Genomic DNA, 23,951 nt, shown 5'->3' with positions numbered 1-23,951 from the left:
AGGGGGGAGGGGAATTATAGGACACCCTCATCCGCTCTGCGGGCATCTTCTCCCCAAGGGGAGAAGGGATATTTTATGAGTGTTCTACTCCAGGTTGATTGGGAGTGTGGGTGCTAATCCTGAGTAGCAACCAGGAAATCACAGTGGGGGCTTTTAGAACTCATTTTTATATTTTTTAATGAGTTCATTACGTTGGAGCGTCAGTTGTTCGCTTAACCCCACCCTATAGGTGCTTGGTTTATCATACCGTTTGTATTCTTCAGGTAGTTGACTCAATCGTGTTTTACTGTATTGGGCGATTTCCTGTAACGTTTTTGATGGCATAAGCCGCTTGCCATGTTCCATGACTTTTTGCAATAGAGGTTCTTGTCGGTAATGATCGTGAGATAATAATTGCTCCATTTCAAACGGGGCATAGACTTTATCTAATTTCGTCTCATCCATAAGTCCAACAACGTCCATACCTAAAAAGGCATCTTGATGCAGTAAGCGAAATACTTGTTTTTTATAAGGTAAAGTGATTTTAGTTGTTGATTCAGAAAGTTTAAGTCGTGGTTTTTCATTGGCAAAAGCCAGTTTATATACTCCATCTAAAGCAGCATCTGGGGCGCCGATAACCAAATTTGTGCCCACACCAAAAATATCAATAGGTGCTTTTTGTTCACGCAGGATTTTAATTTTCGATTCATCTAATTGATTGGATGCAACTATTTTTACATAATGTAGGCCTGCTTCATCCAACATGTGTCGTGATTTTTTTGCCAAATCTGCCAAATCACCACTATCTAAGCGGATTGCATGCAATCGATGTCCCTGTTGCTCCATTTCTTTGCCTATGCGAATTGCGTTAGGTACACCGCTTTCTAGGGTACTGTATGTATCAACAAGCAGGGTACAATTATTAGGCCAGATTTCAGCAAAATCCCGAAATGCAGCTAATTCACTGTCATAACTTTGGATGAATGAATGTGCCATAGTTCCAGAAATAGGAATATCATAATCACGCCCTGCACAGACATTACTGGTTGCATCAAACCCACCAACAATCGCCGCGCGGCTGGCATAATACCCTCCCGGGCCTTGTGCTCTACGTAAACCAAAATCAACTAAGTGACAATCTCCTGCAACGTGTCGTATTCGACTTGCTTTTGTCGCGATAAGAGTTTGAAAATTAAGTAAATTTAAAAGAATAGTTTCAATCAGTTGCGCCTCGAGCATATTGGCTTCTACGGTCACAATGGGTGCAGTAGGAAAAACGATATCTCCTTCTGATAGAGCGTAAATAGTCCCATTAAAGCGAAAGGTTTTCAAATACTCAAGAAACTCAGGATGCATCCCTTTACTTGTTAAAAAATGAATATCAGATTCATTGAAATGATAGTTTTCTAATATTTCCAATAAGTCTGCTAAACCGGCAAAAACAGCGTATCCCGAACCGAATGGAAGTTTTCTAAAAAAATAATCAAAGACAGCAGTAGTATTTTGGTGGCCTTTTAAAAAGTAAACCTGTGCCATGGTTAATTGATATTGATCTGTATAACTTCCGGTAAAATCAAACATTTTAAGTAGACATCCTTCGTACGCAATAAAATACTATGCGGTGATAACAAACTGATTATATTGCCATAATAGTTGCTGAAATACACTTCCTGTAAAATTTCTTACAAAAAATAAGGATGAGTTGATGAGGGAATAATGATGTCTCAGCGGTGATTATAGGGACAGTGGCAAGAGTGTTGGTAATCCACTTTAAGAAAACAGGCTGAGTTTTTTTTAAGTCCTTGAAAAATTAAAAATAAACGACATACCTTTAGAGTTTACGAAAATGTATATTTTGTCATCCGTTTAACTAAAATGTCAGTCATTTGAATTAATTGTTGACTAAAGCCCATCATTCTGTGTTAGATTTTAGTTCATGAAATTGATCGTAGCTAGGAGGTAAAGGATGAAGGTCGGCGAGTTTAAAAAGCAGGTTATAGAGCTTGGAAGTAATATCGATCCATTAAAAACTCCTGCTGAGGTTCTTGCCCTCATCTCCAAACTATCTGAGCTATTTGAACCGCTTAATGACCAATTTGATTTGGATTCCGATATGATGATTCCTGTGAAAGAACTCACGAATCAATTTTGGAATTTGGTTATTCGTAATATTCCTTGTGAACAAAGTGCGCAATGGAATACTGCGGCATATGTCATGCCTTGGCTTACTTTACAACAATCCTTGGTGAAAGTTGGCTTAATGAATGCTGATTTTCACCATCCTGTTTTGTATGAAGAATTAAAAAATCATTTTAATCGTCTGTCAGTGACGAATGACTCATTGAAGATTACCGAGCTTATGCCATTATTTATTCGTGCGAGTCGGATGCTCGGCTATGCTGAGGTCAGTCAACTGGAACATTATCCATTTTTAAAGTTGAATGAGAAAATTACTGCAAACAGGCGACAAGAAATTGAGAAACTTGAAGACATTATGTTTCTGCTCAGGTCCGTTTTTTATTTAATGTATAGACATTGTACTTCGAAGCAACTCGCATTAATCCCATCCTTGATTTATTTTCGTTATCATACGACAGATGAAGAGCGACGTTCTGAATTGGCAATTTTTAACTGGCTTACTCAGCACACTTTGGAGTGTACTCAATTTTTCAGTTCTCATGATGATTACATTAATATGCGCTCAATTAAAGAAATTGATGCATTGCATAATGCGGCTCATTTATTACCTAAAGAGCGTAAAAATTTCCTTAATGCGACGAATGAAAATCGTTGGATTTATCCTTTTATTCACCAATCCAGAGGTGGGCCAGCTTTTTTAGAGGAAAAGGATGCCTCAGTAAAAGAAACCCTTCGTTTATTGAATCAGGATTTTAACTGCCAAAAAGATAAGTCTTTTACTGGGATTTGGCGTTTTGCCTTCTTGGTCAAAATGCAAGCTCGAATACTGTCTCCCAATGAGGCAAAAATTGTCCATGCTGCAACTTATGCCTTTTGCATGGAAAAATATATTGAGCAGTTCAATTTCAGTGATGATTCCAAAAATTCATTTTCAGTACATTCTGAATGGGAGTCATTGAAATGTCAGGCAGCAGAAAAAAGAAAATTAGCAGCAATTAATGGCAAATCAGTGAAATTAGGGTTTTTTGAAACCTTAGCCGTAAGCCAGGGGCGATTAAAAAAATTAATTAATTTTCTTGAAGAGAATCAAACACCCGATTCAGAAGAATTTAGCTCCTCTCTGGAAACTCCCTCTATGGGCCATTGAACAATGGCGCATGTGCTTTTCCCAAGTGGTGATATTTTTCTGATGCATTATATAGACTTATAATTATTTTTTTATGGGTTACCGAACTCTTTTCTAAAAAATCTACAAATCAACGTTTGCAATTTGAAATCAATTTTTAATCTAAAAATTATTCTATTTGAAATTTGCTTTTCCATATTGAGTAACATATATTTATTATTAACTTATGTACCTTAAAATCATTTTAAGTTATTAAGAAAAGGAGTTCTTATGCGTGCCATTAATAAGCTTTCTCTTGCAACAATGTTAGGTGTTTTGGCGGTATCCTCCAGTGCCTATTCTGCAGATGCACCTGATATTTCGGGATCCTATAAATGCTCCTATCATGATCCATTTACTACTCCCAATGACGGAACTGAAACCGTAGTATTTAAAAAGAATGGGGATGTTTATAAAGTTTCAGGTATTCCTACCGGAAGTGTATTTCCGTATTACATTGGTAAGGGAATATTTAATAAAGATGTCCCTAATGCAATTGGCTATATTTTTTGGCAACCTAAATCGCCAACGGTAACAACAGTCCAAATTTTCACAATTAAACCCGATGGCTCTTTGGATGGTGTTTTTGCAGAAAGTAATAAGGATAAGGGTGGTACTGAAACGTGCACCAAAGTAACGCAACAATAGAATTAACGCGTATAAAGGTGATTATGAGAAAAGGAATTTATTATGAAAACTGTGATTAAGAATGTTTATTTAGTTACTGCATTATCCCTGTCAACGCTTACAGCTTATGCTGATAACCCAAGTACAAGCAATTCTGGTTCCACCACAAGTAATGCAGGTACTGCTACAAGTACAAATAATAACAGTACTTCTTCTGTGCTGGGGAATTATCAATGCCAACGCACTGATGCTGCAAATAATACGGTCTCTTATCCAATGAGTATTACAAAAACAGGTGATACATTTACTTTAGAATGGGATACTAGTGCTGGTGATCCGGTTCTTTATGGTACTGGTGTTATGCATCCCAATTTAACGAACGTTATTTCAGCTTCATTCTGGGATCCTAGAAAGCCCGATACAATAGGAATTCAAATGATTGAAGTGAAGCCAGATGGTTCATTGCAATCCAATTGGGTATTGCAATCAGACAACACGCTTGGAACAGAAACGTGTACTAGAGGCAAATAAATGCGTAGTAGAAGTTGTACAATTCAAAAAAGAAAGGGTTACTTTTTAACGTAACCCTTTCCTCTTTATACCTTTGTTAAGGCAATCGCATGTCATTCTCACACAGTTGGATTCTATTTCCAAACGGATCGTGGTGTTCTTATGGATGAATTCATTTCGGAAATGACAAAAGAGTCAGTTTGGTAATTATCAGATATTTCTAAACTATTTATTCACCAACGTCCTGTTCCGTAGGGCTTTTTTTATCAGGAAATTAGGGCGTGTTGACAATTCATCCCCACCGGCTACGTGCCGCGACTTGTTCGCGGCAACCAGCCGATCTTAATCAGTGGCAAATTTCTTCATAAAGATCATGCCATTCTGTATTTAGGTTCTCAATCAAATTTAACTTCCACTGCCTGGGCCAATTTTTGAATCGCTTTTCACGTCGAGCAGCTTCTATATAGGTTTCATGAACCTCATAATAAACCAATATATGTACATTGTACTTAGCTGTAAATCCCGGAATCAGGCTGTTTTTATGTTCCCATACTCGTTTAATTAAATCTGATGTTGAACCAGCGTATAGTGTACCATTTCGCTTGCTTGCCATAATATAGACATAAAATGACTTCATTTTGCTTCCTTGTTTTGATCAGAGTGTTGGACTCAATGCGATGATATCACCTAAATTTCACTGATTACATTGGTAGCCAAATATAGGAACAAGCCATTGCGAGCATTGACGCATAATTTCTCTTCAATTTATCATATCTTGTGGCAATAGCTCGAAAAAGTTTAAGTCGCGCAAATACGTTTTCAACTAGATGACGATATTTGTATAGACCCCAATCAATATCAGCATTCCCAGTTTTAGAGTTCGTCTTCCGAGGAATCATTGGAGTAGATGATTTTTGCCTAATCTGATCTCGAATTTCCTCGCTATCATATCCTTTGTCTGCAATGGTGTAATCAGCTTTAGGGAGTGTTTCAATGAGACCTGAAGCTGCTTTAGCATCATGTACCTCTCCGCCAGTCAATTGAAATTCAATCGGAAGGCGGCAAGCATCAACTGCCCTATGAATTTTTGTTGTAGCATTATCTCCTTTAGCTTAGACCATAGCTCATCACTGAGCATCAGTCTAGCCAATGCAAACTCGTTTTATACTTGATATTGAAATCGATATATTATGAGTTTGCTCTTATTCATCAATCGATTAGAGCAATGAATTAAGTTCATCTTTAACTTGACCATTTCCTGGATGCCGCGAACAAGTCGCGGCACGTAGCCGGTGGGGATAAATTGTCAACACGCCCTAAAGAATTCATAATTTATTTTTCATTTTATAAAGCATAATAGCGAGTGGTTCTTTGAGAAAATAACGTGAAAAATATTTGTGTTTAGTCCAGCATACGCTATTTACTGCAGGCGAACTGACTGCATCAAGATGAAATTTTTGCGCCACTAAAAGAGCTCTGGGGGCATGAAAAGGTTCCGTCACTAAAATAATGGTTTTCAAATGATTTGCTTGAACTATTGGTTGAGAAAAAAGAAGGTTTTCATAAGTAGAAGTTGAAGCAGATTCGAGCAGGATGTCTTTGTCGGGCACTCCTAATGATAGGGCAATTTCTTTCATTGTTTGTGCTTCATTTGTTCCATCTTCTCTATCGATACCCCCTGAAAAAAGAAGTTTAGGGGCATAGTGAGCCTTATATAAATCAACTGCATGTTTTACACGAGCTACAAGGCATGGATTGTAGGTGTTTGCCCAATAAGCTTTTGCACCGAGAACTAAAATGACATCTGCTTGTTTTCTTTGATCATGTTCAGCAGTTTTAATAATATAAACAGCCAACATCGAATAAACAGCAAGTGATGAAAACAAAACAAAAAAACATATTTGTATGAACAGCTTCATAATCGCTCAATAACGGTGCTCATTTTAAAAAATGAATTTTAGCAGATTATTAGCATGGATTCATGAAGCAAAAAAATCCTATAAGTCCCGGATAGTTTGAGAGCGCGTCATCATTTAAACACTTGATTATTACTGCTAAATGATGTCAATCCCGCCTGCGTAGGAATGACATCATTTAGATCACAATCTATTATTCTTTATGCAAAACTCTGCACTGTAAAAAAGTCACGATACCTCGAAGAAATCAGTCTTTCTATGATTAGTAATGTTGATGGTAGTTTGGATTGGGAGCTCCATTTTCTACTATAACATAGTCTCTCGGTGGTACCCATCGATGAGCATTTTTCCATCTTGAATGATGATGGTGGTGGCGATAATATTTGAATCGTGGGTAATCATCATGTGAATGATAATAAGCAAAAGCTGTAGTGGAAAATAAAGCAGCTGCGCCGAGTACGCTGCACAGTAATAATTTTTTAATCATTTGATTTCCCCTCTTAGATTGTTATCTGAGGCTAGTTTAAATAACGAATGTAACAAGGGTATAACAAGACACGTTGTAATTGTAACAAAGTTGTTACAAACATCTGGGCGCCAAGAGCTGCCATACCGGCTGCAGCGAAAAGTCCTTTTTAATAACACGCTGTTGCAGTATAGAGATTCTCGTTATGCCCAAGAAAAACCTTTATACCATAGATAAGTGCCCCTTGGACTGTTCAGATTCAACACGAGCTACCTCTTCGTTTAAATCAACTACTTCTCTTGGTACCTTAGGGATGACGCAATTCGCAATCCCTTTCGATAATAAATGAACAGCAAAGGGGCTAAAACAACCCATAACAATGATAGTGGCAGGTATTGTAGCGAGGAAAGTAAATGTTGTCGAAGAAGATACCCCGCTTGCACGCAGGATGTAATAGACACCAATATGGACTCCGCCACTTAAAGCCGCCATAGTCAGACTGGCACAATTTCTATAACAAGACTCACTATCAAGACGAGAAGAACAGTTGTCCACTTTCTGTTTTCGTTTGTTCACATTCGACCAATAAATGTTCTCATGCTCATCAATCAGCTTCTGTACAGTAGGATTAATAAAGTCATTCTCAATTTCGGCGGGTAATTCTTTATTATTGAATAAAGTAAAAAAAAGATGAGGATTTGTTTTATTAATTTTCTGAGCCGCCAGGGTGGCTAACTTAGGAACCTCTCCATATGGAGATGGTTTTTTTTCTGATATATTTTGCTTTGGCATGCATTGACCTTATTTTTATCCAATAGAATCTATTATATAACAATAAGTTAGTGGGTCATTATTTTGATCAACATTTTAAAAAGGAAATTTTAATGAAAATAGGATTTTCCTTGTCAAAATGACTTAAGCTAAGGGGGTAAGTGCGATCATGATTTCGGAATAAAGTTTGAGGATAAAAAATGAAGAGTTTTTTTCTTGGGATGTTCTACATGGTACAAGGGATTCATCATCTTTTTACGCCTGGATTGAAGCGTTTTATTCTAGTGCCTTTAGCAATTAATTTTATCATGTTTGCGGGCTTGTTTTATCTTATCTATCATTATTTACTTCCCTATGCTTATCACTATCTTAACCAATTGCCCTCGTGGTTAAGTTTTCTCAGTAATGTCTTTTTTGTTATTTTTATATTGAGCTTTTTCTTAATGTTTTTATCCCTTTTTACTGTGTTTTTTAATCTAATCGCCGCTCCTTTTAATGGCTTACTCGCTGAGAAAGCACAATATATACTTTTTGGCCGTGCGATTCCTTCCTTATCATTTTCTAAAATTGTGGTTCGTAGTATAAAACGTCAAGCTGAATTTCTTGGTTATTTTTTGCCTCGTTTTTTACTCATGGGTATTTTATTTTTTGTACCTTTTCTCCAACCGATTTATCCACTCTTATGGTTTGTCTTTAATGCATGGATACTGAGTATTCAATATCAAGATTTTGCTATGGATAATAATTTGATTGGCTTTAAAGAAATGCGTAAGAAAGTTGCCAACAATAAAATGCTATCACTTGGGTTTGGTTTTTCTATCAATCTAAGCAGTTTTATACCTTTTTTAAATATATTAAGCATGCCAGCAGCAGTTATCGCAAGCACAATGCTTTACTGTAGATTCAACAAATGTTTGCTAAAGCCCAGTCCAAAACGTATTAATTAAAACACCTCTGCAGCCAATAGAACCATTTAGGTATGCGTGCCCGGATAATGTATGTGTTATCTTTTCGGGCACACATGAGTTCGCCTAGTTTTTAATAAGCTTGAACTACAATTTTTCCTACTGCTTTTCCTGATTCGAGTAATGCGTGCGCTTTATCAATATTCTCAAAATAAAAAAGATGTGGGTCAATAAGTGGTTTTAAATGGCCCTCATCCGTCAAGCGTGCAATTTCTTTTAAAATATTGCCATGACGTTCGCGTTGTTTATTATGCAATAAAGGCAATAACATAAAAACAGCGTGCAAGCTCGCGGATTTGGCATGTAAATGCGAAAGATCATGGGTGGACTTAGCCTGGATGCTGGCGACATTTCCGTATGGAGCAACAGCAGCTAATGATTTTTCAAGATTTTCTCCACCAACCGTATCAAATACTACATCAAATCCCATGCCTTTAGTCAGCCGATTAACATAATCTTGAACTGATTCAATCCGGTAATTAATCGTCTCTTTAACCCCTAGTGATTTCGCTATGTCTGCCTTATCAGAAGAAGATACAGTAGTATATACTTCAGCCCCAGCCCATTTTGCCAACTGAATTGCAATATGGCCAACTCCACCAGTTCCTGCGTGAATTAATACTTTTTGTCCCGATTTGATTTTAACCTTTTCAAATAATGCTTCCCAAGCCGTGATTGCAACCAGGGGCAATGCAGCAGCCTCTACCATGCTCAATTCTTTGGGTTTTTTCGCAATGAGCAGGGCATCAGCAAGCATAAATTCTGCTAAAGCGCCACTTTCGTTGAGAAAGCCACCTGCACATCCATAAACTTCGTCACCAACAGAAAACTCAGTGACATCATCACCAACCTCTTCAATAATGCCTGCTACATCACTATGCAGGATTGCAGGGAAGGGGGGGGAAATATGGGCGTATTTTCCCGATCGAACTTTACAGTCAACTGGGTTTACGCTAGTTGCTACAACTCGAATGAGTACATAGCCGGGTTTAATTAGAGGTTTGGGAAGTTCAATCGTTTTAAAGACTGAAGAATCACCAAAAGATGATATCGCTTGTGCTTTCATGGCGTCCTCCTAACTTGATGCAGCAGATATTTTTCTTAAAAATTATGAAAAGGAAAGAATAACCTTCATACAAAAATATCATTCTAAGAAAATAAGCGGGCAATTACCAGAACAGATGACTCGCTCACTTCTCAAAATATTAGGGGTACATAACAGATTGGATTTTTTTTGAGCGAAATCTACACTTATGGTATTCGTTGCGCAGAGCCCTTATGATGAATGAAATTCAAAAAGGATGGAAAAACATGTGGCAGACAAGAATGGCTGAACAAATAGGTTTAAAATTTCCAATTATTCAAGCGCCTATGGCTGGTGGGGCCACTACGCCGGAGTTGGTTGCTGCGGTATCTAATGCGGGAGGCCTGGGTTCATTGGGCGCAGGATATATGAATCCCCCTGAACTGCGGTCGGCTCTAAAAGCAATTCGTGAATTAACGAACAAACCTTTTGCGGTTAATCTTTTTATTCCTGGGAAATACCATGCCACAACAGCTCAAATTCAAGAATCATGCAACGATATTGAACAATCCTGTTCTGAGTTAAATATACACGTTGAAGCGCTTGCGGAACCCTACGCGCCGTCCTTTGAGGAGCAAATAAACATTCTCATTGAAGAAAAAATCCCGGTGTTTAGTTATGCATTTGGTCTATTGGATGCAGAATGGATCGATAAATTTAAAAACAACGATACCTTTTTAATTGGTACAGCGACAACACTAGCAGAAGCCTATGCACTTGAAAAAAGTGGTATTGATGCGCTGGTTGCCCAAGGAAGTGAAGCAGGGGGGCATAGAGGGACTTTTATCGGTAAAGAGGAAGATGGTTTGATTGGTTTGTTTTGTCTTGTACCTCAGTTAGTCGATCAAATAAAAATTCCCATTGTTGCAGCGGGTGGAATTATGGACGGAAGAGGGATCATCGCTGCATTTGATTTAGGTGCTGAGGGAGTACAAATGGGAACTGCATTCCTCAGTTGCTTTGAAACCGGTATTCCTGATATTTATAAGCATACTTTACTGACCCAGCAGCAGGATAATACAGTACTTACCCGTGCTTTTTCTGGAAAATTAGCACGAGGGATTCGCAACCAGTTTATTGAGCGAATGGATAAAAAGCAAACAAATATTCTAGACTATCCTATTCAAAATGCTTTAACAACAACGATGAGAAAAAAAGCAAAGGAAAAAAACAATATTGATTTCATGTCCATGTGGGCAGGACAATCTGCTCCACTTTGCAGAAGCATGCCTGCTGGTGAGTTAATTAGCGCTTTAGTGCTCGAAGCAGAGGCGTTGAACTCTGTTAGATAACGACACCTATGGGTCATCCCGAGCCTAGCGAGGGATCTTTTGGCGTAACCTGTTTTTAGGATGTGGAAATACCTCATTGCTGTGGGCATAGGGAGGCAAAGAGAATCGAATTAAAACCAGCTTCTAATTTTCATTTTTTATTTTTTCATAGAGATAGTCATAAAATGAGGGGAGCGCCGCTTCCATTGTAGGCTGATAAGGGCCAGTTTGATTCTCACCTTGCTCATAGAGCGCTTTTCTTCCTTGCTGAATTTTAATACATATTTCCTCATCTTCTAGAGCGGTTTCTAAATAAGCGGCTTGTGCTGCTGCACATAAAATGGGATTAGATAACCAAACCTCTTTGGGATGAAAAAACTCTACGCTATTGATGCACTGATCGACGCCTACCGGTGAAATGGTACTAATGACTAGCATATACGGATAGTATTCAATCATAATATTAGGATAATAAGCTAACCAAACTGCGCCATATTGCGGTAAGTCATCATGTGCTTGGGCTAATAAATTGTCTTGGTACACTTTAAAATTGGCAGAACCTGATTTTGATAAATCAGATTGTAGGCCCACATACTGGATGGAATGTCCCTCATTAATCGTCCAATCGAGTTGACGCACATTGACCAATCGCCTTAAACCGTTATGAAAAAATGGGATGTGATAATCATCCAGATATACTTCCATGAATATTTTCCAGTTAAAGGAATAATATTGCTGTTTTGCCTGCGTGAATACATAATCAGAAAAGTCAAATAAGGCGCTTGCTTTCGCATCAAAGGCGTTTGCTTCTATTTTATTGTTGCCTCTAAATAAAAGTCCATTCCATTCACTCACCTGATCTTTTTTCAAATTAAAACAGGGTGTGTGTTCAAATTGTGGTGCATGGACCAATTCACCTTGTGTATTGTAGGACCAACTGTGAATAGGGCAGCGAATTCGTTTTACATTTCCTGAATCGGATAAGATAACAGCTTGACGATGTCTACAAATATTGGAGAGTACACTGATTCCTTCTTCATGACGAATCAGCATTTCTTTATCGTTACTGCGTTTCAAGACATAGTAGTCATTTAAATTAGGTACCATGAGTTGGTGCCCCACATATTCAGGACTTTGTTTAAAAATATATTCTTTTTCAAGTTGATAAATCGATGGATCAAAATACCAATGGATTGGGATGGGATGATATCGATTCATAATAGAATAGCTCCTGTACCTAATGAGTAAATAGGTTACTTGTTTAGTCCCAATAAATTGTTCTTGTACCTTGCTCTCGAATCCTTAAAACAAATACTTTGCTTAACACCTAAATTATAGCCTCATCTATAAGTATTTTTTATAATTAATTCAAATTCGAACAAATGATTCTGAATAACCTGAGTAGATATCAAAGTTAATCTTAACTCGATAACATCAAATTATATTGGTTCTAATTTATTGAATTAGGAGCTTCAACGACCCCTGCTTGTCCGCAGGATGCTGGATAGTCCCCTAATACACTAGTCCCCGCCAACACGTCGTGGAGGCGGGCCATAGTTAATAGACAGCTTACAGCCTGGATTTATCGGGAGCACTTTGCATTTTGAAGGCAATATTAAATTGTGAAATCACTTATGGATTCTTTACTCTCTTCCAAGATTAAAACATTATCTGATTGTTGGAGCTCTATTAAAATAAGGCCATCAGTGGCTAACCCTTTTAAAACCATCGATGTAAATTGAATTTTTCCATTCTGAAGATCGACAAGTCGGTTCAACAGTTCTTTGTATTTGTTTGGTCCTAATTCATAGAGTTTGCTTGTTTGAGTGCTTGATTCCATCGATTTTTTAAAAATTTCCTCTACTGCCCATAAAGGTTTTTTTTCTCCTATTGCTTTATCTGCTTTTTCTAAGCACCAGGCAAGATAGTCAAGTCTATCCCCAGCTTGAGTGGGTTTTGCATACTCTTTATCCTTCTTCTCTTTTAAGCTTATTTGTATCTTTGCCATAGCTATTCCTATATCTATTGTTAACAAAAAATTACAATTCGACTATCTGCAACCCAATTGGATTGATTTATTTCCTTTAATTCAAAAAAAATTATAATGTGGTCAATATGTTATCTTAATAAATAAAAAAAAGAAAGCCTGTTTCGATAAATTAACTTGATGTCTCTATAAGGCAAAAAGACTTCAGCATATAGAAATATTTTTCCCTAATCTTTTCCTATTTGATCGGCAATTATTCTGTATTTAAAGTGCTTTTAAAAATTCTTATGAAATCAATTCCTAACCAAATAAGTTTAGTAATATTATGAGTATTTATGCACTTGCCCAAATAAGGTATTTGAGCGATGAAAATGAAAAATCTGTACTTTAGGTTATTAATTTTACAGGGATTTCATTTAGTTACTTCAGCAACTTACGCAACTTCATATCAACGAACAATAGACCTTGCCTATGATAATCCAGCTTTGTTAAAAGCAGTAAATAAGAATGAAGTTCTTCTTGGCAATAGCTTTATATACGGTATATTTCAATTTGTTGGAAAAGTAGGGGCATTGGAGGGCTCTGCTACGAGCCGGCAATACTACAATTATCCCTATGGACGAGTTGCCTTTCGAATTAATCCGAAAATAGTTGCAGGAATTGATGTTACTCATTTGGAATACGCGAATATAGTGTTTCCACAGAATTCAATTGTTAGCAAATTAATCACCGCTACAATTATTAAAGCCATCGATGTTGTACCAAAAATTAGTTACCAATTAACAAAACAAATGGCACTGGGAATCGCATTAAATATTGACAACACCTATGACCTCCAGGTTAATAATGTTGTTGTTCCTTTTGGTAACATGGTGAATAAAGCATCAGATAGTGGTGCCACTGGCTGGGGAATAGGTGCATCATACGCTCTATCCTCTACTACGAATCTGGAATTAAGTTATTTTTCTAAAATAATGCATCACGTGACAGGTAGAAGTACCTGGGGACCTTTTGAAAATGCTCATTACAAACTTAATTATCCTTTACCGGCCCTGGCAAGCCTTGGTATCTCTCAATCCCTTGACTCTAAATGGTTATTAAAAGCAATGGTTCGATATCAATGGTATGCTGCTTTTAACGCTTTGGTATTACAGAATACAGCATTAGGACAAACACTTAACCTTCCTCAAGGTTATCGCGATACTTGGATAGGCTTAGCGAGTGCTCATTATCAGATGAATGAGAAATGGGGCATATTAGTGGGTAGTGAACATAATAGCGACCCGCAGCCTTTATTTTACAGAAGTGTGGGACTTTCTGGATATAGCTCTACTGCGTTGATTGGTGGAGTTGATTATGCTATTTCTAATAAGTTCTCTGTCAAATTAGCATATGCTCATGTCATTTCTTACCCGCCTCTTAATAGAATGACTCGAGTAGGACTATTAAGTGGAAAAGAATTTATTCATATTAACAACTTCGATTTGTTATTTATTTGGCGCATATAGACTAGTCACATTTGTTTTATTCATAGAGTTTTTTTAATCACCTTCGGTAATCAATGTTGATAACTCTCTTAGTGCAATAAAAAATATAGTGTAATCAATACTGGAACTACTAAGTAGCATTTCCATTAACTTATCCCAACGTTGATGAATAAAGCTGTTTTTGGCGAACCAATAAGCAATCAGCTTCTCAGAGTCCAATTTTTTTTGATCATGCTTTAAAATGACAATGGTTAAGCGGCGTTGTAAGTTATCCAGTTCATCACGTAAGGATAACCGGGCCAGACTATTCCAATGACCTTCCCGAGAATCGTTACCAATTTGATCACGGAACCAAACCAAACTAAATTTACTGCCTACTTTAAAGTAAACTTCGGCTGTTCTTACCAGATCAAATTTATTTTGGGTTGCAACTTCTACTACATTTAATACGGTGTACATCGCGCGAGTAGCGGCAATTTTTTTCGCGGCTTTTTCGGATAAACCGATTCCCACAAATTGTGTGACAATCTTGTCAAGATATTCTCTGGTGACACCAGCCATTAAATCGGGAATTGATTTTTCAAGTTTGCTTATTGATTGGCTATAATGGGCAATGTTGTTAGCAATTCCGCCTTCAAGTCGTCGATGATGTAAAAACCAACGAGATGCCAAGTTCATCAATTGCCTGACGTGATGAAGTAACTCATATTGAGTTTGCACTGTGACCTTGTAGTTCAGTGATTCAATTAATTGGTGTACGTCATCTATTTGATATGCTTTTGAAGCAATAATATAGGCACGGGCAATATCTGCTATCGATTGTCCTGTTTCTATTTGCATGCGGTACATAAAGGTAATGCCCATGCTATTAACGATTTGATTACTAAGTTGGGTCGCGATAATTTCACGTCTTAGCCGATGGCTTTGCATCGAATTGGCATACATTTTTTTGAGGAGTGAAGGAAATCCTGTTTCCAGAATGGTTGCAAAATAGGGATCATCAGGTAAATCAGATTTTAATAATTCTCCAGTGATATAAATTTTTGTATAAGCCATAATTATAGACAATTCGGGTCGCGTCAGTCCTTGGCCTGCCGCCTTGCGATCCAAAAGATGCTTATCATCAGGAAGAAACTCAACGCTTCTATCCAAATGCACTATTCCTTCCAGTTCTTTAATATAAGTCTGGTATAAGCCGCTATATGCTAGAGAGTTCGTGGCCGAAAAACTCAAGACCAGTGCTTGATTGTAATTGTCTTGCAACACAAGCTGTGCAACTTCCTCCGTCATTTTGGTCAGCAATTGATTGCGTTTTTTCTCTGTAAGTTTTCCTTGGCTCATTTCTTTATTCAGTAAAATTTTGATATTTACTTCATGGTCGGAGCAATTTACGCCTGCTGAGTTATCAATTGAATCGGTATTAATCAGGCCACCTGCCAGGGCATATTCAACCCTTCCAAGTTGCGTAAATCCAAGATTGCCCCCTTCACCAGCAATTTTGCAACGCAATTCATTACCGTTGATGCGACAAAATTCATTGGTCTTGTCACCAACATCCGCATGCGATTCAGTTGATGCTTTGACATACGTGCCAATACCTCCATTAAATAACAAATCAACAGGTGCTTTTAAGATTTCGCGAATCAATTCGTTTGGTGTTAATGAATCCTGTGTAATCGCCAGTGCTTTTTTTACTTCAGGTGTGATGGCAATGGATTTACTGGATCGTTTGTATACACCACCACCTTTGGAAATTAATTGAGGATTGAAATCTTCCCATGATGAGGTGGGTAAATTAAATAAGCGCTGACGTTCTTCAAACGTTTTCAGTTTGTCAGGATTAGGGTCAAGAAAGATGTGACGATGATCAAATGCCGCGAGTAAAAGAGCATGAGGGGTATAAGTTAGGCCATTCCCAAATACATCACCACTCATGTCTCCAATACCAACCACAGTAAAATCGTGTTCTTCGATATTGATATCCAATTCACGAAAATGGCGTTTAATGGACTCCCAAGCACCACGGGCGGTAATTCCCATTTTTTTATGATCATAGCCAGCTGATCCTCCAGAGGCAAAAGCATCCCCAAGCCAAAAATTAAATTCTTTAGAAATCGCATTCGCAATATCAGAAAATGTTGCTGTTCCTTTATCTGCGGCTACCACCAAATAAGGATCGGCATCATCATAACACACTGTATTTGGCGGGGGGACGACACGGTCATTTTCAAAATTGTCGGTAAGATCAAGTAAGCCTCTGATAAAGGATTGATAGCAATAAACCACTTCTTGTTTTATCTGCTCACGGTCCAGCATGCTGAGTGATTTTTTTAAAATAAAACCCCCTTTGGCTCCCGAACTGATCTATCCCCACGAATTATGAGTTGAAATAAAGAGCGTCTCATGATCAAATGAGCGTCATTAAGACTCATGGAAATTAAAATGTTAGCTGTAGAAACCTATCTTTATAATTCGCTTACAGAATCATGTCCTGAAATTCATATATCACGATTGAATGCAGTAATGGATGTAGCATCAGGCTTAAGACATAGCCAAAACCTTTCATTAAGTGAATTAGGGAGGAACTTGCCTGGAGATGCAAAATTAAAAAATAAGATAAAGAAAGTTGATAGGCTGGAAGGCAATAAGGCACTGCATAATGAACTTTTTTCCATTTATCAAGGGTTATCAAGCTTTGTTTTTACTTACATCTCGCAAGATACAACCTTACCTTTGATTGTAGATATTTGCTGCTTAAAAGACGACCGAGAAATTCAAATGCTCAGTGCAGAAATAGCGTTAAAAGGTAGAAGTCTTCCTCTTTATCGAGAAGTGTATAGAGATACCGAAACAAAAGGACGAGCTAAGGACTTTTTAAAAGAGTTGAGTCTTTGTTTGCCCAAAAATCGTCGAGTAATCGTAATCATGGATGCCGGTTTTTATGAAGAATGGTTTAAAGAAATAGAAGCGCTGGGCTGGTATTGGCTAAGTCGTGTAAGAGGAGTTAAATCGGTACAATTATCCGAAGAACTGGGATGGAAACTCATTAAAGAACTAATCCCTGATATTAAATCTAAAACGACACATTATGAGCATGCTCTATTAACCAAAGAGCATACAAGACCTTGTAGGGTGGTTACAACCTATCGTAAGCCTAAGGGAAGAAAGGTAAAGACATCACGAGGAAAAACCACCTCGACACTGTCTAATGGAAGTTATAGTCAAGCTAATAAAGAGCCATGGATTTTGGCTACTAATTTACCATTGGATGTAGGGCCTACTGATATTATCAATCTCTATTTTAAAAGAATGCAAATAGAAGAATCGTTTAGAGATGTTAAAAGTCATCAATTCGGACTAGCAGGACGTTATGTGCGTACTCATTCAGTAGATAGATGGGGAGTAAAAATGCTTCTTGCTGCTATTGTGCAAATTACTTATTGGGTTATTGGAGTAATTGCACATAGTCAAAATAAACAACAATACTTCCAAGCCAATACGGTCAAAGATAAGAAAATATTCTCTTATTTTACCCTGGGTAAGCTTATGATTGAGCATAATCAGCTCTGTTCCTTAGCCCCTGACCCTAGAACCTTACAAGAGATTATAGAACAGGAGCTTAACCGTGTTTGGTAATTTCGTGGGGATCTTTCAGCTCCCGAAGGGACAATCACCGAATTTTTTACTTTTTGCGCTTTCATCAGTCCAAGAATTTCGGTACGGAAATCCTCGGGTCGGTCTGACCAGCGAATACCCCCACGTGCTACTTTGGCACTGCGCAGGTGGATGCCTTCAAACTGTGTTGAATATACAAAAATTTCATATAGAGGTTGCCCTGGGGGTAGATCAGGCACTTTGCAGGTATGGAGTTTAAATGATAAATAATTTTTGGGGGCGCCATGTGAGTCGAACTGGAAATAATTGGTTCGTAGTGTTGCTTTGATTAAAGACCAGAAATATCGGATGATATGGTCTTCGTCCAAGCTGGTAATCCCATCAATATCGGCTTGGATTTCAGATTCCAAATCTGCCATTTTATTTTTGCTTGCAGTATTTTGTTTCAGACCAAATTTTAAATAGAAAAGCTGGATCAGTTTTTTGGCAATCCCAGCATATGCTGCAATCGTTTTTTCTATATATTGTTGACTAAAGCGAAAACCAATTTGTTGCATGTACTTCGCATAAGCACGAATGATGGCTATTTCCCGCCAGGATAATCCTGCCCCTAAAACCAGCTTATTGAAACCGTCATTTTCACAAATCCCGAGGTGTATTTTGATCAACGCTTCATTAAAAATGCTTTTTACCTGGTCCAGGGTGAGTAAGTTGGTATGGGCATAGGACACATTGAAATCACCAATCCAAATAAATTGATTTGCGTCAATGGCGATTCTATAAGGTCTTTCGGTATAAGTCCGTAATCCCATGTTTTCGATCATCGGTAAGATATCAGATAAGGGAATCGAACTGCCATATCGATACAGTTTAATATGCAATGGATGTTCTCCACGAGTTAATTCGTAGAAAACTATCGCTAAAGGGTTCTCTGGTGTTAAATTATCGATTTGTAACAGATCGCCTATTGCTTCTTCTATAGTATGTTGCTCACAATAGCTCATTGACAATGCGGGGAGATATTTTTCCGTAAATTGTTTCCCTTTTTTAGGACCCAATTTTTTTAAAAGTGCTTGATGCAACTGATCTTTCCATGAGTTTTCCATTTTTAAATCTCACAAAGGTTCAGTGTAATTATTCACTAAGTATAGGCCATGAAAATCGATTGCATGTAATGACAAGATATAAGGATAAGATGCTTGGTTTTATACTCTATTTTCTTAGAACTGTTTAAAAATAAACGTGCTTAGTTGTTTTCTCGAAAAGTGAAAAATTTATGCCCTAAATAATTGGTAAACGTAGGGAAGGCTAGACCAAATAAGTGCGCTATTTCTCGAGTGAATGACTGAATACCCAGATCGGGTAAAACATAGTAAACGAGCAATAAACTAATAAACAAAGTTTGCATCATCCCAATTAAATTAACTAAAATAAAAAAAATAATGGAGCGTGTAAAAGTCTGGTTGCTGTTCTTAAATACAAAAAATTTTCCAAGAGTAAAGCCTGTAACCATCCCTGTAATAGAAGCCAAGAGAATTGATGTTGAAAAACTGAAGGTATGGTTATAGAGAATTCTACTAAAAAAATTTACTGCGAGTGATATTGCTCCTGCTATTAAAAAAGCAATAAATTGTTTTGACCTAAAATAATGAATCACAAAGCACTCTCTCTTCGTAAGCGCTCCAAGAACCACAGGCTTACAATTTACAACTTAGGGGTATAATCTAAGCCAATATTCCAAGGCAACAGTTTTTCATAATCATCAACACTGTTGCAAAGAGGAGCGTTCTTTAACAACATGACATAGTAATGATAAGGGTCGAGATTGTGTAATTTAGCCGTTCTGATGATACTGAAGTGTAAACACAAGGCCTCAGCACCTTCAACAGAGGCGCAAAACAAGAAGTTCTTTCGAGCAATGACCAAGGGTTTGATTTCTTGTTCAGTAAGATTGTTATCGATTTCCAGACGCCCATCATCTAAAAAGCGCATCAGTCCATCTCTATATTTAACACAGTAATTGAGTGCTTTCCCAAGCGGTGATTGGGGCAAAGTTGTAGGATAGACCTTATCAACCCATGTATTAAAGGCTTCATAATTGGTTTGGATTTTCTGACGCGACGCTGGTGACGTTGGTCTGGATTCAGTTGATTATTTTTAGCCTCACGCTCTATTTTATAAAGCTCAAAAGCGCATGGCTTCTTTGGCAATGCCTTTGCCTTTATTAGGTGGGCAATAGGTTCAAATTTTTCTGCGCGCATGCGCGTTGCAATTGACAATGTGCGCATTGCTGCTACCCACAAGTTCAAAAAAATTGTCACCATCGACATGTAAATAGCCATTGAATCCGACAAACCAATCGTAAATAAATTGTTTGTGCTCCACATCGTTGTAGTCATAAAGAATAACGGATTTATCCGGTGGTCCACCCCGAATGCAATACACATAGGATTTGGTTTTGCTTTTCTTCCAGGCTCATGCAAGACCTGCAAGGTCGTTGCATCACAACTGGCCACATCATACTCAATCACACTGTCTTTCAACAGATTATAAATGGGACGCAGTGGTGTCATTAACTCCGATAGGCCAGCGCCATGGTTTTGGCGTGAGCAATCAATACCATGTCGTTCGCTGAGTTGTCGCTTCAGATGGTACAGTGGTTGCCTGTCATCCAGCTTGCTGACCACCAGGAATGATAAAGCTCTTCTGTTGCTTTAATTTTGGGGAGAATTTGTTTGGGCGCTAACATGATTTTGATTGATTCTCGCATCCTTTAGTGCAAGCAACTACTTCACGTCGTTGCTCCACAATTTCGATGACGCAAGGTTGGTAATGCAGTAGCTCTTTGGTTTCATAACGAATCACTGTTTTGCATGCACCACAGGCACATTGCTTGTCTTCATCAGATACCGGAATAATTTCAATGCGACGGGGTAGTTCTTTCTGCGCTTTTTTATTCTTCTTTCTTGTATGGGCAGCCACTGGTGTCATTTCTTCGGTCTGCTCACCGCTTGCTTCAGCCTGAAAAAATGCTCTGATTATTTTCAAACAAAGACAGCTGAGGATTTTCAGGGTCAATATAACGCTCAGAGCGCTTGCCAAAACGGTGACGGCGTAGCTCCATGATTTGTGCTTTTAAAGAATCATAGGCTTCCCGCGTAGTGTTCATTGCGTGCTTGAGATAGAGCAAGCTCTGCTTTTAATGCGAGTATTTCGTTAGCAATTATCTATTTTTTCTTCGTACATCATGTTAGTAACCTGTTTGTGATCAATTATATCACATTACGTTGATTTTAAAAACAAATTAATCGTTTTTTTGTAAATTATTTCTAATAGAAATTCGTAGCCAATACTTCCGGCAACAATGTGTGTTTTGCAAAATCCAATCCTGAGAGCAGCCAGCTTAATTGGTCATTGGTAAGGCTCATGACCGCGTCATCGTGTTTGGGAAATTTTAGTTTTCCTTGCTCCAATCGCTTATAACAGAGCCAAAACCCATTTCGCTCCCACCACAGCATTTTTATTTTATTGGCTTGGCGGTTTCTGAAAAGAAAAATTTGCCCTGATGTGGGGTTCAACTGAAGATGGTCGGAAATCAACATCACCAGTCCATCAATTTGTCGCCTAAAATCAATAGGCTTTGGATAGAGCCATATGCTTGCATTAAATGATAAAAACATGGCTAACCCCACAAGGACAACAACATTGTGACAAAGTCTGGTCGTGAATTTTTAGCTCCTTCGCATTGTTCAATACCAAGGTGCATACTGTCTCTGGAGCTCTTTGTGTCAGCTTATTTAATTGAATCGGTACTAATTTGGATGAAGCTATTTCTTCCCGATACTTTCGCTCCCAATAGCCAAATTGATGGTAGTTTAATTGATGCTTTCGACAGTACGTTACTCGCGACAAACCACTTTCTTTTTGATGCGTTACATGCTCCATCCATCTCTGTTCTTTCGTGCCATCTGTTTCTTGGGGGGATATAATTTGTGGGGATATATTCATCGTACTCTCCTCTCTAAATTGATGTTGCAGAGTATGACGAAACGGAGATAATTATTAAATTATGTAGTTGCTGGCGCGCTTACGTTGAAAAACTGAAGGTATGGTTATAGAGAATTCTACTAAAAAAATTTACTGCGAGTGATATTGCTCCTGCTATTAAAAAAGCAATAAATTGTTTTGACCTAAAATAATGAATCACAAAGCACTCTCTCTTCAGTTTTTGGACGTGTTGAAAGTATGTCTCGCTCTCTTGACCTTTTAAGCCCACGAGATTTGATTTTTTTCTATCACAAAAGCCCAAAATGGCCCTTGATCACCGATTATTGGATGCTTATTGGAAGAAGGAAGCATTATTTAGTTAAATTAGTTTTTGTTAAAACCACTCCAAATTTTCTTCCCTATCCAAAAAACGATCAAGAAGATAAAAGCCCATAATAAAAGCAAGGGTAAAAAATAGACGAAAAACTCAATTAAACCGTATGTAAAATGACGTAACTGATCGACTAAAGCATGATAAGAGTCAATGAATGCTTCTGTAATTTTCCATTGCTTTTGTTCTGTTGTTTGAATTATTGGATTCATGCTCAAGTTAATATTTATCAATGAATAAGCCACAGATTCTTTGTAATATTTTATCTGACCTTGGAGCACATCGATTTGTCCTTGGATCTCGTTTAATTGTTTGAACACGCTAAGAACATCCGATGTTTTTGTTGCGTTGGCCATAATTTTCGATAATTGCTCTTTGGCGGTTTGCAGGTTACTCAGTTGACTTTGTAAATCGACAAAGTGTTGTGTGATGTCTTCGCCTGTGATTGATTCTTGAACGACTTGTGTTGCAAGTGATTTCAAGGTGGTTAACGCATTATTCAAGCCTTGAGCGGGTACTCTTATACTGATATTTGCAGTGGTATTTCCTGTGACATTGTTATTTTGAGTTATATTGGAGCTAACGAGGTAGCCTCCGGAGTTCTCTGCTAATTGAGTGATTTTTTCCATTGCCGAATTAATGTTATCGACTTGCAAGGAAATATCCGCATTGCGAATAATCATACCCCGCATCACATTTTCTGACGCTTGGTTCGTATTAGAAGGGCTTTTATTACGCATCATTGCTATGGGGGCGCTCGGAGTCCCGACTACGGCTTGCATGGGTTCAGGACTGCCTCCATACATTGTAGTTCCAGTTCTACCAAACCATTCAGAAATAAAAAATAATATAGCCAGTGTGCCAATAAAAGCTAAAAAATAAAGGATGATTTTCTTCATTATTCTTCTGCTCTACACTTTGAATCATTTAAAGTGTGGCAAAAGTTTCTTGAATTGTAAAATAATTAAACTAAAAGCTCAGCAGATGTCAATGCAGATTGTGTTTCACATCAAGAGGTTATGCTGACGATTTAAAAGTCACATCTTTTATTGACGCTGATCACAAAAAGCGACGCATACTTGATGTTCTCTGACTTCGCCTCCACAGGCAGAATAACATGCTCTATAAGTCGCTTCACATTGACAGGAATTATTGCAGCTGCTACTACGATCAAAATCATTTATTGTCTTACTGATAGGCAAGCCCATTCTTTTTTGATCTTCTTTATATTGTTTGTATTCAAACATAGCGTTTTGCTGAGCCCTCATACGGCAATTTTCATTGTCTACTCGACAACTTTGTTGACAGTCATTTTTACCTTGAATGCATTGGGCCGTACACATTTTTGCTACATCGGATTTTGGCGGAACAAAACTGTATTCTGTGTTATAAATAGGACCACAGGCGATCAACATGCTTGCTAGAACCATAATAGAAAAAATAAAGAATTTTTTTAGCATATGATCCTCTTTTTATGCGTTATAGGGGTGAAATTGTTCTGGCAGTGTGGTTATGAGCATGTTGCTTTGGGACAAACGGATACAGAACAAACTGATTTATTTTAGTGACGCTTAGTTAAAAAATCAAGCAG

The 23,951-nt window shown here is 37.8% G+C and carries 23 protein-coding genes and 4 pseudogenes; 7 read left to right on the top strand and 20 right to left on the bottom strand.

Annotated elements, in window-relative coordinates:
* Positions 1 to 153: 153 nt before the first annotated feature.
* Positions 154 to 1,560 (bottom strand): nicotinate phosphoribosyltransferase, encoded by a 1,407-nt coding sequence (locus OQJ26_RS06160; protein ID WP_265703007.1) that lies wholly within the window; start codon positions 1,558 to 1,560, stop codon positions 154 to 156.
* A gap of 385 nt (positions 1,561 to 1,945) precedes the next feature.
* On the opposite strand from OQJ26_RS06160, the gene OQJ26_RS06155 reads away from it, so the two are divergent.
* The 3 genes from OQJ26_RS06155 to OQJ26_RS06145 all read left to right on the top strand — a co-directional run bounded on the left by OQJ26_RS06155 (position 1,946) and on the right by OQJ26_RS06145 (position 4,441).
* Complete coding sequence (locus OQJ26_RS06155) at positions 1,946 to 3,265, top strand: hypothetical protein (RefSeq protein ID WP_265703006.1); 1,320 nt, start codon at positions 1,946 to 1,948, stop codon at positions 3,263 to 3,265.
* 249 nt (positions 3,266 to 3,514) lie between these two features.
* Entirely contained in the window at positions 3,515 to 3,931 is a 417-nt protein-coding gene (locus OQJ26_RS06150) for a hypothetical protein (protein WP_265703005.1), read from the top strand.
* A 42-nt stretch (positions 3,932 to 3,973) separates the two neighbouring features.
* Positions 3,974 to 4,441, top strand: coding sequence for a hypothetical protein (locus OQJ26_RS06145; protein ID WP_265703004.1), 468 nt, complete (start codon positions 3,974 to 3,976; stop codon positions 4,439 to 4,441).
* A gap of 325 nt (positions 4,442 to 4,766) precedes the next feature.
* Here OQJ26_RS06145 and OQJ26_RS06140 read toward each other — a convergent pair whose 3' ends face one another.
* The 5 genes and pseudogenes from OQJ26_RS06140 to OQJ26_RS06120 all read right to left on the bottom strand — a co-directional run bounded on the left by OQJ26_RS06140 (position 4,767) and on the right by OQJ26_RS06120 (position 7,594).
* Positions 4,767 to 5,057, bottom strand: coding sequence for a GIY-YIG nuclease family protein (locus OQJ26_RS06140; protein ID WP_265684141.1), 291 nt, complete (start codon positions 5,055 to 5,057; stop codon positions 4,767 to 4,769).
* A 64-nt stretch (positions 5,058 to 5,121) separates the two neighbouring features.
* Positions 5,122 to 5,529, bottom strand: a pseudogene (locus OQJ26_RS06135) (IS5 family transposase); the annotation flags it as partial.
* A 216-nt stretch (positions 5,530 to 5,745) separates the two neighbouring features.
* Positions 5,746 to 6,339, bottom strand: a complete 594-nt coding sequence (locus OQJ26_RS06130) for a YdcF family protein (RefSeq protein WP_265703003.1) — start codon at positions 6,337 to 6,339, stop codon at positions 5,746 to 5,748.
* A gap of 259 nt (positions 6,340 to 6,598) precedes the next feature.
* Entirely contained in the window at positions 6,599 to 6,823 is a 225-nt protein-coding gene (locus OQJ26_RS06125; protein ID WP_265703002.1) for a hypothetical protein, read from the bottom strand.
* Positions 6,824 to 7,024: 201 nt separating this feature from the next.
* Positions 7,025 to 7,594 (bottom strand): hypothetical protein, encoded by a 570-nt coding sequence (locus tag OQJ26_RS06120; protein ID WP_265703001.1) that lies wholly within the window; start codon positions 7,592 to 7,594, stop codon positions 7,025 to 7,027.
* Positions 7,595 to 7,773: 179 nt separating this feature from the next.
* On the opposite strand from OQJ26_RS06120, the gene cysZ reads away from it, so the two are divergent.
* Positions 7,774 to 8,520 carry a sulfate transporter CysZ gene (cysZ, locus tag OQJ26_RS06115; protein WP_265703000.1) on the top strand — a complete coding sequence of 249 codons (747 nt, stop codon included), beginning with the start codon at positions 7,774 to 7,776 and terminating at the stop codon, positions 8,518 to 8,520.
* A 91-nt stretch (positions 8,521 to 8,611) separates the two neighbouring features.
* Here the strand turns inward: cysZ and OQJ26_RS06110 are convergent, their stop codons facing one another.
* Positions 8,612 to 9,604: a zinc-dependent alcohol dehydrogenase family protein gene (locus tag OQJ26_RS06110; RefSeq protein WP_265702999.1), complete on the bottom strand. Its 993-nt coding sequence runs from the start codon at positions 9,602 to 9,604 to the stop codon at positions 8,612 to 8,614.
* Positions 9,605 to 9,849: 245 nt separating this feature from the next.
* On the opposite strand from OQJ26_RS06110, the gene OQJ26_RS06105 reads away from it, so the two are divergent.
* Positions 9,850 to 10,914, top strand: coding sequence for an NAD(P)H-dependent flavin oxidoreductase (locus OQJ26_RS06105; protein ID WP_265702998.1), 1,065 nt, complete (start codon positions 9,850 to 9,852; stop codon positions 10,912 to 10,914).
* Positions 10,915 to 11,037: 123 nt separating this feature from the next.
* On the opposite strand, the gene OQJ26_RS06100 is transcribed toward OQJ26_RS06105, so the two are convergent.
* Together OQJ26_RS06100 and OQJ26_RS06095 are read right to left on the bottom strand one after the other, a co-directional pair.
* Positions 11,038 to 12,111: an aromatic ring-hydroxylating oxygenase subunit alpha gene (locus tag OQJ26_RS06100; RefSeq protein ID WP_265702997.1), complete on the bottom strand. Its 1,074-nt coding sequence runs from the start codon at positions 12,109 to 12,111 to the stop codon at positions 11,038 to 11,040.
* A gap of 397 nt (positions 12,112 to 12,508) precedes the next feature.
* Entirely contained in the window at positions 12,509 to 12,901 is a 393-nt protein-coding gene (locus tag OQJ26_RS06095) for a hypothetical protein (protein WP_265702996.1), read from the bottom strand.
* Between the two features lie 344 nt (positions 12,902 to 13,245).
* Between OQJ26_RS06095 and OQJ26_RS06090 the strand changes: the two genes are divergently transcribed.
* Positions 13,246 to 14,388, top strand: coding sequence for an OmpP1/FadL family transporter (locus OQJ26_RS06090; RefSeq protein WP_265702995.1), 1,143 nt, complete (start codon positions 13,246 to 13,248; stop codon positions 14,386 to 14,388).
* Positions 14,389 to 14,421: 33 nt separating this feature from the next.
* Here OQJ26_RS06090 and OQJ26_RS06085 read toward each other — a convergent pair.
* Positions 14,422 to 16,731: pseudogene (locus OQJ26_RS06085) on the bottom strand (NAD-glutamate dehydrogenase domain-containing protein); the annotation flags it as partial.
* Positions 16,732 to 16,797: 66 nt separating this feature from the next.
* On the opposite strand from OQJ26_RS06085, the gene OQJ26_RS06080 reads away from it, so the two are divergent.
* The gene (locus tag OQJ26_RS06080) at positions 16,798 to 18,003 is read left to right on the top strand and encodes an IS4 family transposase (protein ID WP_265702028.1); all 1,206 of its coding nucleotides are present in this window, start codon (positions 16,798 to 16,800) and stop codon (positions 18,001 to 18,003) included.
* A 14-nt stretch (positions 18,004 to 18,017) separates the two neighbouring features.
* On the opposite strand, the pseudogene OQJ26_RS06075 reads toward OQJ26_RS06080, so the two are convergent.
* The 10 genes and pseudogenes from OQJ26_RS06075 to OQJ26_RS06030 all read right to left on the bottom strand — a co-directional run.
* Positions 18,018 to 19,088, bottom strand: a pseudogene (locus tag OQJ26_RS06075) (NAD-glutamate dehydrogenase domain-containing protein); the annotation flags it as partial.
* Between the two features lie 140 nt (positions 19,089 to 19,228).
* Positions 19,229 to 19,639: a GtrA family protein gene (locus tag OQJ26_RS06070; RefSeq protein WP_265702993.1), complete on the bottom strand. Its 411-nt coding sequence runs from the start codon at positions 19,637 to 19,639 to the stop codon at positions 19,229 to 19,231.
* 47 nt (positions 19,640 to 19,686) lie between these two features.
* Complete coding sequence (locus OQJ26_RS19525; protein WP_463605697.1) at positions 19,687 to 20,034, bottom strand: IS66 family transposase; 348 nt, start codon at positions 20,032 to 20,034, stop codon at positions 19,687 to 19,689.
* A pseudogene (locus tag OQJ26_RS06060) lies at positions 19,974 to 20,675 on the bottom strand (IS66 family transposase); the annotation flags it as partial. The gene OQJ26_RS19525 and the pseudogene OQJ26_RS06060, both read right to left, overlap by 61 nt.
* A gap of 49 nt (positions 20,676 to 20,724) precedes the next feature.
* A complete protein-coding gene (locus tag OQJ26_RS06055) occupies positions 20,725 to 21,030 on the bottom strand; it encodes a hypothetical protein (RefSeq protein WP_265702992.1) in 306 nt (101 codons plus the stop codon).
* A complete protein-coding gene (locus OQJ26_RS06050) occupies positions 20,999 to 21,151 on the bottom strand; it encodes a transposase (RefSeq protein WP_265702991.1) in 153 nt (50 codons plus the stop codon). Before OQJ26_RS06050 ends, OQJ26_RS06055 begins: the two co-directional genes overlap by 32 nt.
* A gap of 160 nt (positions 21,152 to 21,311) precedes the next feature.
* Positions 21,312 to 21,662, bottom strand: coding sequence for an IS66 family insertion sequence element accessory protein TnpB (tnpB, locus tag OQJ26_RS06045; RefSeq protein WP_265702305.1), 351 nt, complete (start codon positions 21,660 to 21,662; stop codon positions 21,312 to 21,314).
* The gene (tnpA, locus tag OQJ26_RS06040) at positions 21,646 to 21,990 is read right to left on the bottom strand and encodes an IS66 family insertion sequence element accessory protein TnpA (RefSeq protein WP_265702990.1); all 345 of its coding nucleotides are present in this window, start codon (positions 21,988 to 21,990) and stop codon (positions 21,646 to 21,648) included. The genes tnpB and tnpA overlap by 17 nt, the downstream gene beginning before the upstream one ends.
* A gap of 363 nt (positions 21,991 to 22,353) precedes the next feature.
* Positions 22,354 to 23,259, bottom strand: coding sequence for a DUF4349 domain-containing protein (locus tag OQJ26_RS06035; RefSeq protein ID WP_265702989.1), 906 nt, complete (start codon positions 23,257 to 23,259; stop codon positions 22,354 to 22,356).
* Positions 23,260 to 23,406: 147 nt separating this feature from the next.
* Entirely contained in the window at positions 23,407 to 23,820 is a 414-nt protein-coding gene (locus OQJ26_RS06030) for a hypothetical protein (protein ID WP_265702988.1), read from the bottom strand.
* Positions 23,821 to 23,951: the final 131 nt, after the last annotated feature.

Source organism: Legionella sheltonii, from assembly GCF_026191355.1.
Taxonomy (GTDB): Bacteria; Pseudomonadota; Gammaproteobacteria; order Legionellales; family Legionellaceae; genus Legionella; species Legionella sheltonii.
Note: the sequence above shows the minus strand (reverse complement) of the source record. Positions and strands in the feature narration are given on the sequence as shown.

Bases quoted from the DNA above. Each gene is read 5' to 3' on its own strand.
- OQJ26_RS06160 (WP_265703007.1), bottom strand. From the start codon at position 1,560: ATGTTTGATTTTACCGGAAGTTATACAGATCAATATCAATTAACCATG.
- OQJ26_RS06155 (WP_265703006.1), top strand. From the start codon at position 1,946: ATGAAGGTCGGCGAGTTTAAAAAGCAGGTTATAGAGCTTGGAAGTAAT.
- OQJ26_RS06150 (WP_265703005.1), top strand. From the start codon at position 3,515: ATGCGTGCCATTAATAAGCTTTCTCTTGCAACAATGTTAGGTGTTTTG.
- OQJ26_RS06145 (WP_265703004.1), top strand. From the start codon at position 3,974: ATGAAAACTGTGATTAAGAATGTTTATTTAGTTACTGCATTATCCCTG.
- OQJ26_RS06140 (WP_265684141.1), bottom strand. From the start codon at position 5,057: ATGAAGTCATTTTATGTCTATATTATGGCAAGCAAGCGAAATGGTACA.
- OQJ26_RS06130 (WP_265703003.1), bottom strand. From the start codon at position 6,339: ATGAAGCTGTTCATACAAATATGTTTTTTTGTTTTGTTTTCATCACTT.
- OQJ26_RS06125 (WP_265703002.1), bottom strand. From the start codon at position 6,823: ATGATTAAAAAATTATTACTGTGCAGCGTACTCGGCGCAGCTGCTTTA.
- OQJ26_RS06120 (WP_265703001.1), bottom strand. From the start codon at position 7,594: ATGCCAAAGCAAAATATATCAGAAAAAAAACCATCTCCATATGGAGAG.
- cysZ (WP_265703000.1), top strand. From the start codon at position 7,774: ATGAAGAGTTTTTTTCTTGGGATGTTCTACATGGTACAAGGGATTCAT.
- OQJ26_RS06110 (WP_265702999.1), bottom strand. From the start codon at position 9,604: ATGAAAGCACAAGCGATATCATCTTTTGGTGATTCTTCAGTCTTTAAA.
- OQJ26_RS06105 (WP_265702998.1), top strand. From the start codon at position 9,850: ATGTGGCAGACAAGAATGGCTGAACAAATAGGTTTAAAATTTCCAATT.
- OQJ26_RS06100 (WP_265702997.1), bottom strand. From the start codon at position 12,111: ATGAATCGATATCATCCCATCCCAATCCATTGGTATTTTGATCCATCG.
- OQJ26_RS06095 (WP_265702996.1), bottom strand. From the start codon at position 12,901: ATGGCAAAGATACAAATAAGCTTAAAAGAGAAGAAGGATAAAGAGTAT.
- OQJ26_RS06090 (WP_265702995.1), top strand. From the start codon at position 13,246: ATGAAAATGAAAAATCTGTACTTTAGGTTATTAATTTTACAGGGATTT.
- OQJ26_RS06080 (WP_265702028.1), top strand. From the start codon at position 16,798: ATGGAAATTAAAATGTTAGCTGTAGAAACCTATCTTTATAATTCGCTT.
- OQJ26_RS06050 (WP_265702991.1), bottom strand. From the start codon at position 21,151: ATGAACACTACGCGGGAAGCCTATGATTCTTTAAAAGCACAAATCATG.
- tnpB (WP_265702305.1), bottom strand. From the start codon at position 21,662: ATGTTTTTATCATTTAATGCAAGCATATGGCTCTATCCAAAGCCTATT.
- tnpA (WP_265702990.1), bottom strand. From the start codon at position 21,990: ATGAATATATCCCCACAAATTATATCCCCCCAAGAAACAGATGGCACG.
- OQJ26_RS06035 (WP_265702989.1), bottom strand. From the start codon at position 23,259: ATGAAGAAAATCATCCTTTATTTTTTAGCTTTTATTGGCACACTGGCT.
- OQJ26_RS06030 (WP_265702988.1), bottom strand. From the start codon at position 23,820: ATGCTAAAAAAATTCTTTATTTTTTCTATTATGGTTCTAGCAAGCATG.